Origin of the sequence: Mesorhizobium sp. M0854 (genome assembly GCF_040319815.1) — a bacterium.
GTDB lineage: Bacteria > Pseudomonadota > Alphaproteobacteria > Rhizobiales > Rhizobiaceae > Mesorhizobium.
The window spans coordinates 84,616-99,550 of record NZ_JAMYOL010000005.1 but is presented as its reverse complement, the minus strand read 5'-3'; the positions used below and the strand labels follow the sequence as shown (position 1 = coordinate 99,550).

Annotated in this window: 11 protein-coding genes and 1 tRNA gene; 1 reads left to right on the top strand and 11 read right to left on the bottom strand. The window is 62.4% G+C overall.

The genetic code is table 11. The annotated features are described in order from the left end of the window. The first annotated feature begins 8 nt into the window (after positions 1-8). Entirely contained in the window at positions 9-938 is a 930-nt protein-coding gene (locus NKH99_RS11005) for a Gfo/Idh/MocA family protein (RefSeq protein WP_352682668.1), read from the top strand. A 48-nt stretch (positions 939-986) separates the two neighbouring features. Here the strand turns inward: NKH99_RS11005 and NKH99_RS11000 are convergent, their stop codons facing one another. From NKH99_RS11000 to NKH99_RS10950, 11 genes are all read right to left on the bottom strand, one after another. After that, positions 987-1,652, bottom strand: a complete 666-nt coding sequence (locus NKH99_RS11000) for an O-methyltransferase (protein ID WP_352474774.1) — start codon at positions 1,650-1,652, stop codon at positions 987-989. 83 nt (positions 1,653-1,735) lie between these two features. Beyond that, positions 1,736-5,932, bottom strand: a complete 4,197-nt coding sequence (rpoC, locus tag NKH99_RS10995; RefSeq protein ID WP_352700729.1) for a DNA-directed RNA polymerase subunit beta' — start codon at positions 5,930-5,932, stop codon at positions 1,736-1,738. Between the two features lie 131 nt (positions 5,933-6,063). Beyond that, positions 6,064-10,200, bottom strand: a complete 4,137-nt coding sequence (gene rpoB, locus NKH99_RS10990; RefSeq protein ID WP_353014035.1) for a DNA-directed RNA polymerase subunit beta — start codon at positions 10,198-10,200, stop codon at positions 6,064-6,066. 283 nt (positions 10,201-10,483) lie between these two features. Beyond that, positions 10,484-10,861 (bottom strand): 50S ribosomal protein L7/L12, encoded by a 378-nt coding sequence (rplL, locus tag NKH99_RS10985; protein WP_023680442.1) that lies wholly within the window; start codon positions 10,859-10,861, stop codon positions 10,484-10,486. Positions 10,862-10,915: 54 nt separating this feature from the next. Beyond that, positions 10,916-11,434 carry a 50S ribosomal protein L10 gene (gene rplJ / locus NKH99_RS10980; protein ID WP_008875657.1) on the bottom strand — a complete coding sequence of 173 codons (519 nt, stop codon included), beginning with the start codon at positions 11,432-11,434 and terminating at the stop codon, positions 10,916-10,918. A 392-nt stretch (positions 11,435-11,826) separates the two neighbouring features. Further along, entirely contained in the window at positions 11,827-12,525 is a 699-nt protein-coding gene (rplA, locus tag NKH99_RS10975) for a 50S ribosomal protein L1 (protein WP_023680441.1), read from the bottom strand. 4 nt (positions 12,526-12,529) lie between these two features. Then, complete coding sequence (gene rplK / locus NKH99_RS10970; RefSeq protein ID WP_023680440.1) at positions 12,530-12,958, bottom strand: 50S ribosomal protein L11; 429 nt, start codon at positions 12,956-12,958, stop codon at positions 12,530-12,532. Between the two features lie 160 nt (positions 12,959-13,118). Then, positions 13,119-13,646: a transcription termination/antitermination protein NusG gene (gene nusG / locus NKH99_RS10965; protein WP_006333333.1), complete on the bottom strand. Its 528-nt coding sequence runs from the start codon at positions 13,644-13,646 to the stop codon at positions 13,119-13,121. A 27-nt stretch (positions 13,647-13,673) separates the two neighbouring features. Further along, positions 13,674-13,877, bottom strand: a complete 204-nt coding sequence (gene secE, locus NKH99_RS10960; RefSeq protein WP_023680439.1) for a preprotein translocase subunit SecE — start codon at positions 13,875-13,877, stop codon at positions 13,674-13,676. Positions 13,878-14,240: 363 nt separating this feature from the next. Further along, a tRNA-Trp gene (locus tag NKH99_RS10955) sits at positions 14,241-14,316 on the bottom strand. 77 nt (positions 14,317-14,393) lie between these two features. Further along, positions 14,394-14,897: a hypothetical protein gene (locus tag NKH99_RS10950; protein WP_352997527.1), complete on the bottom strand. Its 504-nt coding sequence runs from the start codon at positions 14,895-14,897 to the stop codon at positions 14,394-14,396. Positions 14,898-14,935: the final 38 nt, after the last annotated feature.

The window sequence follows — 14,935 nt, the reverse complement described above, 5'->3', positions numbered from 1 at the left end:
GAGCTCCCATGTCCTCTAATCCCATCAAGCTCGGCATCGTCGGCGTGGGGAAGATCGTCCGTGACCAGCATCTGCCGGCGCTGGCGAAGGACCAGGATTATCGCCTGGTTGCCGCAGCGAGCCGCCATGGCAAAGTCGAGGACATCCCGAACTTCCCGACGATCGAGGCGATGCTCGACGCAACGCCGGAGCTCGAGGCGGTGTCGCTGTGCATGCCGCCGCAGTTTCGTTACGACGCCGCGCGCTTGGCGCTGGCGGCGAAAAAGCATGTTTTCCTGGAAAAGCCGCCCGGCGCCACGGTCAGCGAGGTCGAAGACCTGAAGGCGCTGGCGACAGCGAACGGCGTCTGCCTGTTCGCCAGCTGGCATTCACGCTATGCGCCGGCTGTCGAAGCTGCGCGCGCATTCCTTGGATCGACAACGATCAGGTCGGCCGCCATCAATTGGAAAGAAGACGTGCGCCGCTGGCATCCGAACCAGGAGTGGATCTGGGCTCCCGGCGGCTTTGGCGTCTTCGATCCCGGCATCAACGCGCTGTCGATCGCCACCCACATCCTGCCGCCGATGTTCATCAGCTCGGCAGAGCTCGATTTCCCCGAGAACCGCGCGGCCCCGATCGCCGCCCATATCGCTTTCCGCACTTCGAACGGTCTGCCGGTGACGATGGAACTCGACTGGCGCCAGACCGGCCCGCAAAGCTGGGACATTCTGGCCGATACCGAGGCCGGTTCGATGGTGCTTTCTGGCGGCGGCTCAAAGCTCGCCATCGATGGCCGCGTCGTTCACGAGGAGCCGGAAGCCGAATACCCGATGCTCTACAAGCGCTTTGCCGAGATCGTGCGCGCCGGCACCTCCGACGTCGATCTCGCGCCCCTGCAGCACGTCGCCGACGCCTTCATGCTCGGCAAGCGCAATGTGGTGGAAGCTTTTTTCGATTGATCAGTGGGCGCCGCCGGATCGCAGGTCCGGCCGGCGCACCGCACAAATTCAATTAACGATCGCTATTGCAAAGCCGTCATAGCCCTTGGCGCCAACAGTCTGGATCGCGGTGCCTTCCAGACGTTTGTCGCTGCCGATGAACGAGAACGCCGCGCGTGCCCCTTCGACATTGGCATCGCGACCATCTTCATTCACCACCGCGCCGTCACGGATGACATTGTCGCAGACGATAACGGTCCCCGGCCTCGAAAGACGCATGGCCCAGGACAGATAGTGCGGGTTGTTCGGCTTGTCGGCGTCGATGAAGATGAAGTCGAACGGCCCGGCATTCTCGGCGCCTAAGGCCGCAAGCGATTGAAGCGCCGGTCCGACTCGCAGTTCCACACGGTCAGACACCCCTGCTCGTTCAAAGTTCGACCGCGCGACACTGGCGTGGTGCGGATCAAGCTCGAGCGTCACGACCTTGCCGTCCATCGGCAATGCTCGCGCCATCCAGATTGTCGAATAACCGCCCAACGTGCCGATTTCGAGTACCTTCCTCGCTCCCTGCATTCGCGCAAGAAGTGAGAGCAGCTTGCCTTGTGCCGGGGAAACGTCGATAGGCGGCAGGCCCTGATCATGGTTGGCCGCCAGAACGGCATCGAGGGCGGGATCCGCCTCGAAAAGAGCTTCGACAATGTAGTCGTCGACAGAAGCCCAGATCTTCCTGCTCATCGTTCTCCTCCGATCCGATTGGGGAACCACAACGCGAAAAGGGGCCACCTGGGCCCCTTTTCTATCTTCTCTTTCTTGCGCGCTTACTGCGCGGCGTTAACCATGTCGGTCAGCATCGGCTCGGCGACCTCGACGCCGGACGCCTTGCGGCGCTCGTCGATGATCAACTCGTCGCGCGAGGTGGCGATGCGCCGGATCTGGCTCATCGTACCGCCGGTACCGGCCGGGATCAGCCGGCCGACGATGACGTTTTCCTTCAGCCCCTGCAGCATGTCGGTCTTGCCCGCAACCGCAGCTTCGGTCAGCACCCTCGTCGTCTCCTGGAAGGAGGCGGCGGAGATGAAGGACGGCGTCTGCAGCGAGGCCTTGGTGATGCCGAGCAGCACCGGCTGGCCTTCGGCCGGCTTCTTGCCTTCCTCGACCAGGCGCTCATTGACCTCTTCCAGCTCGATCACATCGACGTGGTCGCCCGGAATGTAGGTCGAATCGCCCTGCGTGGTGATCTCGACCTTCTGCAGCATCTGGCGAACGATCACCTCGATGTGCTTGTCGTTGATCGACACGCCCTGCAGTCGGTAGACCTCCTGGATCTCGTTGACGAGGTAGGAGGCAAGCGCCTCCACGCCCTTGATCGCCAGGATGTCGTGCGGCGCCGGATTGCCGTCGAGGATGTAGTCGCCCTTCTCGATGACGTCGCCGTCCTGGAGATGGAACGGCTTGCCCTTCGGGATCAGGTATTCGACTGGCTCAAGCGTCGAGTCATGCGGCTCGATGATGATGCGGCGCTTGTTCTTGTAGTCGCGGCCGAAGCGGATCGTGCCATCGATCTCGGCGATGATGGCGTGGTCCTTCGGACGGCGTGCCTCGAACAGTTCGGCAACACGCGGCAGACCGCCGGTGATGTCCTTGGTCTTGGCGCTTTCCATCGGGATACGCGCCAGCACGTCGCCGGGGCGAACCTGTGCGCCCGGCTCGACCGAAAGAATGGCCTCGACCGAGAGCAGGAAGCGGGCGTCGCCGCCTTTCGACAGCTTGCCGACCTTGCCCTTGGCATCCTGGACGACGATCGCCGGCTTGAGGTCGTTGCCGCGTGGCGTCGAACGCCAGTCGATGACCTCGCGCTTGGTGATGCCGGTCGATTCGTCGGCGGTTTCCTGAACGGAAATGCCATCGACCAGATCCTCGAATGCCACCCTGCCCTCGATTTCGGTGAGGATCGGGCGGGTATAAGGATCCCACTCGGCAATGCGCTGGCCGCGCTTCACCTTGTCGCCATCGTCGACGAAGATGCGCGAACCGTAGGTGACGCGGTGCGTGGCGCGTTCCTTGCCGGCTTCGTCGAGGATCAGCACCGCCATGTTGCGGCCCATGACCATTAACTGGCCGTCGGAGTTGCGCACCACGTTGCGGTTGCGGATCTCGACCTTGCCCTCATAGGAGGCTTCAAGGAACGAGGAATCCACCACCTGCGCCGTGCCGCCCATGTGGAAGGTACGCATGGTGAGCTGAGTGCCCGGCTCGCCGATCGACTGCGCCGCGATGACGCCGACAGCCTCGCCCTGGTTGACGGGAGTGCCGCGGGCCAGATCGCGTCCGTAGCAGACCGCGCAGACGCCGACCCTGACCTCGCAGGTCAGCGCCGAACGGATGCGGACCGACTGCACGCCGGCCTTTTCGATCAGTTCCACGTCACGCTCGTCCATCAGCGTTCCGGCCTTGACCAGAACCTCGCCGGTGACCGGGTGGGTGATGTCGTCGAGCGAGGTGCGGCCGAGAACGCGCTGACCAACCGAGGCGACGACCTGACCGGCATCGACGATCGGCTGCATGGTGAGGCCCTTGTCGGTGCCGCAGTCGAGCGAGTTGACGATGCAGTCCTGCGCCACGTCGACGAGACGACGCGTCAGGTAACCCGAGTTCGCCGTCTTCAAGGCGGTGTCGGCCAGCCCCTTGCGGGCGCCGTGGGTCGAGTTGAAGTACTCGAGCACGGTGAGGCCTTCCTTGAAGTTCGAGATGATCGGCGTCTCGATGATTTCACCGCTAGGCTTGGCCATCAGGCCGCGCATGCCGGCGAGCTGGCGCATCTGGGTGGGCGAGCCGCGCGCACCGGAGTGCGACATCATGTAGATCGAGTTCATCGGCTTCTGACGGCCGTTGTCCTCAAACTCGACCGCCTTGATGCGGGCCATCATTTCGTCGGCGACCTTTTCCGAGCACTTGGCCCAGGCGTCGACGACCTTGTTGTACTTCTCGCCCTGGGTGATCAGACCGTCATTGTACTGCTGCTCGTACTCCTTGGCCAAAGCCTCGGTGTCGGAGACCAGCTTGATCTTGGCGTCCGGGATCAGCATGTCGTCCTTGCCGAACGAAATGCCGGCACGGCAGGCGTGGCTGAAGCCGAGAGCCATGATGCGATCGCAGAAAATGACCGTCTCCTTCTGACCGCAATGGCGGTAGACGGTGTCGATCATCTTGGAGATGTTCTTCTTGGTCATCTCCTGGTTGGCGGTCTCGTAGGGCACGTTGTGGTTCTTCGGCAGCAGCTCGCCGATGATCATGCGGCCAGGCGTGGTGTCGTAGATCTTCGACACGACCTTGCCGTCGGCGTCGACCGTGCGGAAGCGCCCCTTGATCTTGGCATGCAGCGTCACCGCCTTGGTCTCGAGCGCGTGCTGGAGTTCGCCCATGTCGGCAAACACCATGCCCTCGCCCGGCTCGTTCTGATTGACGATCGAAAGGTAGTAGAGACCGAGAACCATGTCCTGCGACGGCACGATGATCGGCGCGCCCGAGGCCGGGTGCAGGATGTTGTTGGTCGACATCATCAGCACGCGGGCTTCAAGCTGCGCTTCCAGCGACAGCGGCACGTGGACCGCCATCTGGTCGCCGTCGAAATCGGCGTTGAAGGCCGTGCAGACCAGCGGGTGAAGCTGGATCGCCTTGCCTTCGATCAGGATCGGCTCGAACGCCTGGATACCGAGGCGGTGCAGCGTCGGTGCGCGGTTCAGCAGCACCGGATGCTCGCGGATGACCTCGTCGAGGATATCCCAGACCTCCGGACGCTCCTTCTCGACCAGCTTCTTCGCCTGCTTGACGGTCGAGGAGTAGCCCTTGGCGTCGAGACGGGCGTAGATGAAGGGCTTGAACAGTTCGAGCGCCATCTTCTTCGGCAGGCCGCACTGGTGGAGCTTGAGCTCCGGACCGGTGACGATGACCGAGCGGCCGGAATAGTCGACGCGCTTGCCGAGCAGGTTCTGGCGGAACCGGCCCTGCTTGCCCTTCAGCATGTCGGACAGCGACTTCAGCGGACGCTTGTTGGCGCCGGTGATGACGCGGCCGCGGCGGCCGTTGTCGAACAGCGCATCGACGGCTTCCTGCAGCATGCGCTTTTCATTGCGCACGATGATGCCGGGCGCGCGCAGCTCGATCAGCCGCTTCAAGCGGTTGTTGCGGTTGATGACGCGGCGATAGAGGTCGTTCAGATCCGACGTGGCGAAACGGCCGCCGTCCAGCGGGACAAGCGGGCGCAGATCCGGCGGGATCACCGGAACCACCTTCATGATCATCCATTCCGGACGGTTGCCGGATTCCATGAAGTTCTCGACGACCTTGAGCCGCTTCAGGTATTTATTCTGCTTGAGCTCGGAGGTGGTCGAAGCCAGCTCAGAACGCAGATCGCCGGCGATCTTCTCGAGGTCCATGCCGGCCAGAAGGTCGTGGATCGCCTCGGCGCCGATCATGGCGGTGAACGAATCCTCGCCATACTCGTCGACGGCCATCATGTACTCTTCCTCGCTGAGCAACTGGTGCTCCTTCAGCGCGGTGAGGCCGGGTTCGGTAACGATGTAGTTCTCGAAGTAGAGGACCCGCTCGATGTCCTTCAGCGTCATGTCGAGCAGCGTGCCGATGCGCGACGGCAGCGACTTCAGGAACCAGATGTGGGCGACCGGTGCCGCCAGCTCGATATGGCCCATGCGCTCGCGGCGGACGCGCGACAGCGTGACTTCGACGCCGCACTTCTCGCAGATGACGCCCTTGTATTTCATGCGCTTGTACTTGCCGCACAGGCACTCATAGTCCTTGATCGGGCCAAAAATGCGCGCGCAAAACAGGCCGTCACGCTCCGGCTTGAAGGTGCGGTAGTTGATGGTCTCCGGCTTCTTGATCTCGCCGAACGACCAGGACAGAATCTTCTCAGGGCTGGCAAGCGAGATCCGGATGGAATCGAACACCTGCGCAGGCGCCTGGGGATTGAAGAGATTCATGACCTCTTGGTTCATGCCGTTCTCCTTTTCGGGGTCCTCGAAAACCCCTTGCATCTAGCGCGGGCCAAACGCCCGCCGACTTGATCGGCCATCGGCCGAGAATTTGGTGCGTCCGGTCGCGGGAAGACCGCGGCCGGACGTCTTGCTTACTCGGCCGCGTCGGGCAGCCGGATCGGGTTGTCGTCGAGCTTGGTGTTCTCCAGCTCGACATTGAGGCCGAGAGACCGCATTTCCTTGACGAGAACGTTGAAGCTCTCGGGAATGCCGGCCTCGAAGGTGTCGTCGCCTCTGACGATCGCCTCGTAGACCTTGGTGCGTCCGGCGACGTCATCCGACTTCACCGTCAGCATCTCCTGCAGCGTGTAGGCGGCGCCGTACGCTTCGAGCGCCCAGACCTCCATCTCGCCGAAGCGCTGGCCACCGAACTGCGCCTTGCCGCCCAGCGGCTGCTGGGTAACGAGCGAGTACGGCCCGATCGAACGCGCGTGGATCTTGTCGTCCACAAGGTGGTGAAGCTTGAGCATATATATATAGCCCATCGTCACTTTGCGATCGAACGGCTCGCCGGTGCGCCCGTCATAGAGCTGCGACTGACCGCTGGTGTGCAGGCCCGCCTGCTCCAGCATGATGTTGATGTCGGCCTCGTGCGCGCCGTCGAACACCGGTGTCGCGATGGAGACGCCGCGGCGCATCTGCTCGCTGAGGCGAACGATGCTCTCGTCGTCATATTCGCGGACCGGCTCGTTGCGGTCGTTGGAAGGCATGAAGCTCTCGAGCGTCTTGCGCAGCGGCTTGATGTCGCCCGCCGTCTTGTACGCGTCGATCAGATCGCCGATCTTCCTGCCCATTCCGGCGCAAGCCCAGCCCAGATGCGTTTCCAGGATCTGGCCGACATTCATGCGGCTCGGCACACCCAGCGGGTTGAGCACGATATCGGCATGCGTGCCGTCCTCGAGGAAAGGCATGTCCTCGACCGGAACGATCCGCGACACGACACCCTTGTTGCCGTGCCGGCCGGCCATCTTGTCGCCGGGCTGCATCTTGCGCTTCACGGCCACGAAGACCTTGACCATCTTCATGACGCCCGGAGGCATCTCGTCGCCGCGCTGCACCTTCTCGACCTTGTCCATGAAGCGCTGCTCGAGCGCCTTCTTGGAATCGTCGTACTGGCCACGCAGGGCTTCCAGTTCGCTCTGGAGCTTTTCGTTCTCCACGGCAAACTGCCACCACTGCGAACGCGGATACTCGTCGAGCGTGTCCTTCGACAGCTTCGAGCCCTTCTTGAAGCCCTTCGGCCCGGCAATCGCTTCCTTGCCGACGAGAACGTCGGAAAGACGCGAATAGACGTTGCGGTCGAGGATCGCCTGCTCGTCGTCGCGGTCCTTGGCGAGGCGTTCGATCTCCTCGCGCTCGATGGCCATGGCGCGCTCGTCCTTCTCGACGCCGTGGCGGTTGAAGACACGCACTTCGACGACGGTGCCGAAGGTTCCCGGAGGCATGCGCATCGAGGTGTCGCGCACGTCCGAGGCCTTTTCACCGAAGATGGCGCGCAGCAGCTTTTCTTCCGGCGTCATCGGGCTTTCGCCCTTCGGCGTGATCTTGCCGACCAGGATGTCGCCCGGCTGCACTTCCGCACCGATGTAGACGATGCCGGCCTCATCGAGGTTCTTCAGCGCTTCTTCCGAGACGTTGGGAATGTCGCGCGTGATCTCCTCCGGCCCCAGCTTGGTGTCGCGGGCCATGACTTCGAACTCCTCGATATGGATCGAGGTGAAGACGTCGTCGGCGACGATGCGCTCGGACAGGAGGATGGAGTCCTCGTAGTTGTAGCCGTTCCACGGCATGAACGCGACCAGCACGTTACGGCCGAGGGCCAGATCGCCGAGCTCGGTCGACGGACCGTCGGCGATGATGTCGCCCTTGTTGACCCGGTCGCCCATGCGCACCAGCGGACGCTGGTTGATGCAGGTGTTCTGGTTCGAACGCTGGAACTTCATCAGCCGGTAGATATCGACGCCGGACTTGCCGGGGTCGAGATCTTCCGTGGCGCGGATGACGATACGCGTCGCGTCCACCTGGTCGACGATGCCGCCGCGGCGGGCGCCGATGGCGGCGCCCGAATCACGGGCGACGATCGGCTCCATGCCGGTGCCGACGAACGGCGCTTCGGCGCGCACCAGCGGCACGGCCTGACGCTGCATGTTCGAGCCCATCAGCGCACGGTTGGCGTCATCGTTCTCCAGGAACGGGATCAGGGCCGCGGCCACCGACACCATCTGCTTCGGCGACACGTCCATCAGATCGACGTTTTCGCGCGGCGCCATCATCACTTCGCCGGCGTTGCGGCAAATGACGAATTCGTCGACGAAATGACCATTCTTGTCGAGCTCGGCATTGGCCTGCGCGACGTGGTGCTTGGCCTCTTCCATAGCCGAGAGGTAAACGACCTCATTGGTCAGCTTGCCGTTGACGATCTTGCGGTACGGGCTCTCGATGAAGCCGTATTTGTTGACGCGCGCGAAGGTCGCAAGCGAGTTGATCAGGCCGATGTTCGGGCCTTCCGGCGTCTCGATTGGGCAGATGCGGCCGTAATGCGTCGGGTGCACGTCGCGCACTTCGAAACCGGCACGCTCGCGGGTCAGACCGCCCGGTCCAAGCGCCGAAAGACGGCGCTTGTGGGTGATCTCCGAAAGCGGGTTGGTCTGATCCATAAACTGCGACAGCTGCGAGGAACCGAAGAACTCGCGCACGGCGGCAGCCGCCGGCTTGGCGTTGATCAGGTCCTGCGGCATCACCGTATCGATCTCGATCGAGGACATGCGTTCCTTGATCGCGCGCTCCATGCGCAGCAGGCCGACGCGGTACTGGTTCTCCATCAGCTCGCCGACCGAGCGCACGCGGCGGTTGCCGAGATTGTCGATGTCGTCGATCTCGCCCTTGCCGTCGCGCAGTTCGACCAGCGTCTTGACCACGGCCAGGATGTCGTCCTTGCGCAGCACGCGCACGGTATCCTCGGCCTTGAGCTCGAGGCGCATGTTCATCTTGACGCGGCCAACGGCCGACAGATCATAGCGCTCGCTGTCGAAGAACAGCGAGTTGAACATGGCTTCAGCGGTTTCCAGCGTCGGCGGCTCGCCGGGGCGCATGACGCGGTAGATGTCGAACAGCGCGTCCTGGCGGCTCTCGTTCTTGTCGACGTTGAGCGTGTTGCGGATGTAGGCGCCGACGTTGACGTGGTCGATGTCGAGGACCTTGATCTCATCGTCACCGGTGCCAAGCAGCACTTTCAGTGTCTTTTCGTCGATCTCGTCACCGGCTTCGAGGAAGATCTCGCCGGTCCCGTAGTTGACAATATCCTCGGCAAGGTAGTTGCCGAGCAGATCCTCGTCGGTCGCCTTGATCGCCTTGAGACCCTTTTCGCCAAGCGCCCTGGCCTGGCGGGCGGTGATCTTCTTGCCGGCCTCGACGACGACTTCGCCGGTGTCGGCGTCGACCAGGTCACCAACGGCCTTGAGGCCGCGGAAACGCTCGACGTTGAACGGGATGCGCCAATGGTCGCCGGCGCGCTTGTAGGTGATCTTGCTGTAGAAGGTCGACAGGATCTCTTCGCCGTCCATGCCGAGCGCCATCAGCAGCGACGTCACCGGAATCTTGCGGCGGCGATCGATGCGGGCATGCACGACGTCCTTGCTATCGAACTCGATGTCGAGCCACGAACCGCGATAGGGAATGACGCGCGCGGCAAACAGAAGCTTGCCGGACGAGTGCGACTTGCCCTTGTCATGGTCGAAGAAGACGCCCGGCGAACGGTGCATCTGCGAGACGATGACGCGCTCGGTGCCGTTGACGATGAAGGTGCCGTTCAAGGTCATGAGCGGCATGTCGCCCATGTAGACGTCCTGCTCCTTGATGTCCTTGATCGACTTGGCGCCGGTATCCTCGTCGATATCGAACACGATGAGGCGCAGCGTCACCTTGAGCGGCGCCGCATAGGTCAGGTCGCGCTGACGGCATTCGTCAACGTCGAATTTCGGTCCCTCGAACTCATACTTCACGAATTCCAGCATCGAGGAGCCGGAAAAATCGGAAATCGGGAAGACCGACTTGAAAACTGCCTGCAGCCCCTCGTCAGGACGCCCACCCTTGGGCTCCTCCACCATCAGGAACTGGTCATAGGATGCCTTCTGAACCTCGATCAGGTTCGGCATCTCCGCAACTTCCGGGATCTTTCCGAAAAACTTGCGTACGCGTCTGCGGCCATTGAAAGTCTGGGTCTGGGCCATCGTCGCTCCTTAGCTCAATTCTCGGGACGAGCCTCGCCGCGGCTCGCCTTGCATCTCGGGCCACCTTGGCGGCCCTGTCTTGTTGCCCGCCGCCTGTCGGCGGCTTCTTGTCTTTTCACCCGCCGCCAATTGGCGGCGGGCCAGAAACGGGAGAAAACCCGTTTCCTGAAGGCCGGTTTGCGGCCCTCAGGAAAGAGGTTTTCGCACTCTTCGCGTTACGCAGCCTCCCTTCGATGTGAAAGGCGTGGCGGAGGCGGCTATGCCGTCGGCCGGTACTCAACGCTTACTTCAGTTCGACCTTGGCGCCGGCTGCTTCCAGCTGGGCCTTGAACTTGTCCGCGTCGGCCTTGGAAACGGCTTCCTTGACCGGCTTCGGAGCCGCCTCGACCAGGTCCTTGGCTTCCTTGAGGCCAAGACCGGTGATGGCGCGAACTTCCTTGATGACGTTGATCTTCTGAGCGCCTGCCTCGGTGAGGACGACGTCGAATTCCGTCTTTTCCTCGACCGGAGCAGCAGCGGCCGCAGCGCCGCCGGCAGCGGCAACCGCCACCGGAGCAGCGGCGGAAACGCCCCACTTTTCTTCAAGAAGCTTCGACAGCTCGGCCGCCTCGAGGACGGTCAGCTTCGAAAGGTCGTCTACGATCTTTGCCAGATCAGCCATTGCAATGTTCCTTCATAAGGTTCGAACGTGTGTTTGTGATAGCGAGGAACGGCCTCATGCCGCCTCGTCCTTCCGGGCGTAAGCGCCGATGACGCGCGCGACCGAAGCCGCAGGCGCATTGACGATCTGGGCGATCCGGGTTGCCGGCGTGGCGATCATGCCAACCAGCCTGGCGCGCAGCTCATCGAGCGACGGAAGTGTGGCGAGTGCCTTCACACCGTCGGCATTGAGCGAGGTGGTGCCCATTGCGCCGCCGAGAATGACGAGCTTGTCATTTCCCTTGGCGAAATCGGACGCGACCTTCGGCGCCGCAATCGGATCCTCCGAATAGGCGATCAGCGTCTGTCCCTTGAACAGCTCGATGATCGATGCGGAGTCCGTGCCCTGAAGAGCGATTTTGGCGAGACGGTTCTTCGCGACTTTGACGGTGCCACCGGCGGCGCGCATTTTCGACCGAAGGTCGTTCATTTGCGCGACGGTGATACCGGCGTAGTGGGCCACGACGACTGAACCAGCGCTTGAAAACGCATCATTCAGGCCCGTGACGAGTTCGCGTTTTTCCGCTCTGTCCACTGCCTATCTCCAGTTGACCCCTGCCCTCTACGAAGGACAGGCGTCGGGTTGCCTTTTGCCGGCCGGGCCATCCAGTAACGGATCTCCCGAACGACGCTCGAGGATCCTGCCCCCTTTCGCCACACCTGCCGGCAAGCCGGACGGTGCGCAGACAAAAGGCAAACACGGTTCGAACCTTTCATTGGAGCTTGTGGCTCCTTTGTCCGGTCTTCACCCGTCTCATGCAGGCCCACATGAATTAAGGCCCACATCACCTAAGGCTTGGGGGCCGCCTGCAATCTCGGACAGGATGTCCGGAAGCCTTTCGACTTCCGGTACCGGGCCGCCGACAGGTCGGAGGCCCGGAATTCTTCCACGGATCAGCGTTTTAGCGGCCGATCCAATTGTTCGTATCAGGACGCTGCGAGCGTCGAGACGTCGAGCTTGAGGCCCGGGCCCATCGTCGAGGTGACCGACACCTTCTTGACGTAGTTGCCCTTGGCACCAGCCGGCTTTGCCCTGGTCACCGCATCAGCGAAGGCGCGGACGTTTTCTTCCAGCGCCTTGACGTCGAACGAGACCTTGCCGACGCCGGCGTGAACGATGCCGGCCTTCTCGACGCGGAACTCGACGGCGCCGCCCTTCGATGCCTTGACGGCGGCGGTAACGTCGGTGGTGACGGTGCCGACCTTCGGGTTCGGCATCATGCCGCGCGGACCGAGCACCTTGCCGAGACGGCCGACCAGCGGCATCATGTCCGGCGTGGCGATGCAGCGGTCGAAGTCGATCGTGCCCTTCTGGACGATGTCGACCAGATCCTCGGCTCCGACGATGTCGGCGCCGGCGGCCTTGGCCTCCTCGGCCTTGTCGCCACGCGCGAAGACGGCGACGCGAACGCTGCGGCCGGTGCCGTTCGGCAGATTGACCACGCCGCGGACCATCTGGTCGGCATGGCGCGGGTCGACGCCGAGGTTCATCGCGACTTCGATCGTCTCGTCGAACTTCACCGAGGAGCGATCCTTGAGCAGCTTCAGCGCCTCACCCAAAGCGTAAGCCTTGTTGGGATCGATGCCTTCGCGGGTCTTCGATACACGCTTTGCAATCTTTGCCATGATCTCAGCCCACCACTTCCAGACCCATCGAGCGGGCAGAGCCCTCGACCATGCGCATGGCCGCCTCGACGTCGTTTGCGTTCAGATCCTTCATCTTCTGCTCGGCGATGGCGCGCACCTTGTCGCGGCCGATCGTGCCGGCCTTGACCTTGCCCGGCTCCTTCGAGCCCGACTTCAGGTTCGCAGCCTTCTTCAGGAAGTAGCTCACCGGCGGCGTCTTCATGACGAAGGTGAACGACTTGTCCTGGTAGTAGGTGATGACGACCGGAACCGGCGAGCCCTTTTCCATTTCCTGGGTCTGCGCGTTGAACGCCTTGCAGAACTCCATGATGTTGATGCCCCGCTGACCAAGCGCCGGGCCGATCGGGGGCGACGGCGTGGCCGATCCCGCGGAAACCTGGAGCTTGAGCTGGCCTGCAATTTTCTTAGCCATCTCTCTTCCTGCCTTTTCTCATGCCGGTCTTGCCGGCGGTTGCAGTCTGGTGGTGCGGTCCGCGCGGCCGGCTAAAGCCGCATTCGCCTCCCACCCGTTTTTGGCCGCGCGATCTCCGCGCCGCCTTCCCTGCCGCCGAAACCGGTGCAGGGATTTCGGATCAGCCCTTCTCGACCTGTCCGAATTCCAGATCGACCGGCACAGCGCGCCCGAAGATCGAAACTTCCACCTTGAGCCGCGCCCGCTCCTCGTCCACTTCCTGGACGAAACCGTTAAAGGACGCGAATGGTCCATCCGAAACGCGGATCGCTTCGCCGATCTCGAACGTCACCGACGGCTTCGGCCGCTCGACGCCTTCCTGAACCTGGTTCAGGATACGCTGGGCCTCGGCTTCGGTGATCGGCACCGGCTTGGAGTCGCCCAGGAAACCGGTGACCTTCGGCGTGTTCTTGACGAGCGAGAACACGGCGTCGGTCAGATTGGCTTTCAGCAGCACATAGCCCGGAAAGAACTTGCGCTCGGCATCGACCTTGCGGCCGCGGCGGATCTCGACGACCTTCTCGGTCGGCACCACGATCTGCTCGATGTCGGCGGACAGGCCCTTCTGCTTGGCCTTGTTCTCAATGTCCTCGGCGACCTTCTTTTCAAAGTTCGAGTAGGCGTGGACGATGTACCACCGCGCGGTCATTTCAAGACTTCTCCGTAATCGCCGGACTTACTGTCCGAGGCCGAGGATTTTTTCGACCGCAAAGCCCATGGCCACGTCTGCGGTAAAGAAAAAGATCATCGCGATGACCGCGAACACAAGGACCATCACCGTCGAGATCATCGTTTCGCGCCGCGACGGCCAAGTGACCTTGGCGGTCTCCGCGCGAACCTGCTGGAGAAAGGTGAAGGGATTTGTGGTTTTCGAAGCCATATGCCGCTCTGTCTGCAAGACCCGTTGGCCGGGCCTCCTGGATGATCCCGCTGGCCGGGACGTGCCGCTTGAGCGTGCGTTCGCGCCGAATCAGCGCAATCATTTCGCCCATGCAAATCAGACGCGTAAAGCCGGCTTCCCAGCTCCACGCGTCGCGTGTCTGTCTCGTCTACATAAAACCGATTCTTGATCCACGCAAGTGGCAAGTGTCCGCTTTATGGCCAAACGCCGCCTCGGAACCATCCAGTCGTCCCGTCCCGGCTATGCGGCCCTTATGCCGCAACTTATGCCATATGGCAAGTCACAAGCCGATTTTCAAAGGCCGCACTGCAAAAGAATCGTTTTAGGTATCCATTCAAAGAATGGCACGGGCAGCAGGGCTCGAACCTACGACCTGCGGTTTTGGAGACCGCCGCTCTACCAACTGAGCTATGCCCGTATGCGCATGTCGGCGCAGCAGGCGCTTCCTAAAAGCTTCCGCGCGCTCTGTAAAGAGCGACGTGCGCTACCCGGCCTTCATCTTCGAAAGTCCAGGCGTCCTCCCGGCCATTTCCCGTCGATCCGTTGATTGCTGACGATCAAGCCGACCCAGGGACGCACGATTTTCGGGTCGGTCAGATTGATGTATTTTCCAACCAGCCCTTTCGCACCCTCGCGCCGCGCATCGATGAGCCCCTTGCGCACGCCATCATGCCAATCGAACAGCAGGTAAACCCTCTCTCCCGCCGTCTTCACCTCGCCCCGGCCGGACTTCCATTTATGCTTGCTATCGCCCGGGATCGTGGGATCGGCACCGCCGTTCCATCGGCTGGACCAGCTGCCTTCGATGGTGTCGTTGCGGTCGCGGTCGCGGTCGGTGCCCCATGCCTCGGCATTTTCATCGCTTGGAGTTCCCTCCAGTTTCAAGCCGGCGGCGAACGCCGACACCTCCTCGTCGTCGGGAGTGGGGACGTCCATGACGCCAAACGGATTTCGGATTCCGCGGTTGCTGTCAGAATTTGCTTTGCTGTCCGATCCCATCGCAGGCCTCCGGTTTTTCAGCGCGGCCCCCGCCAGCC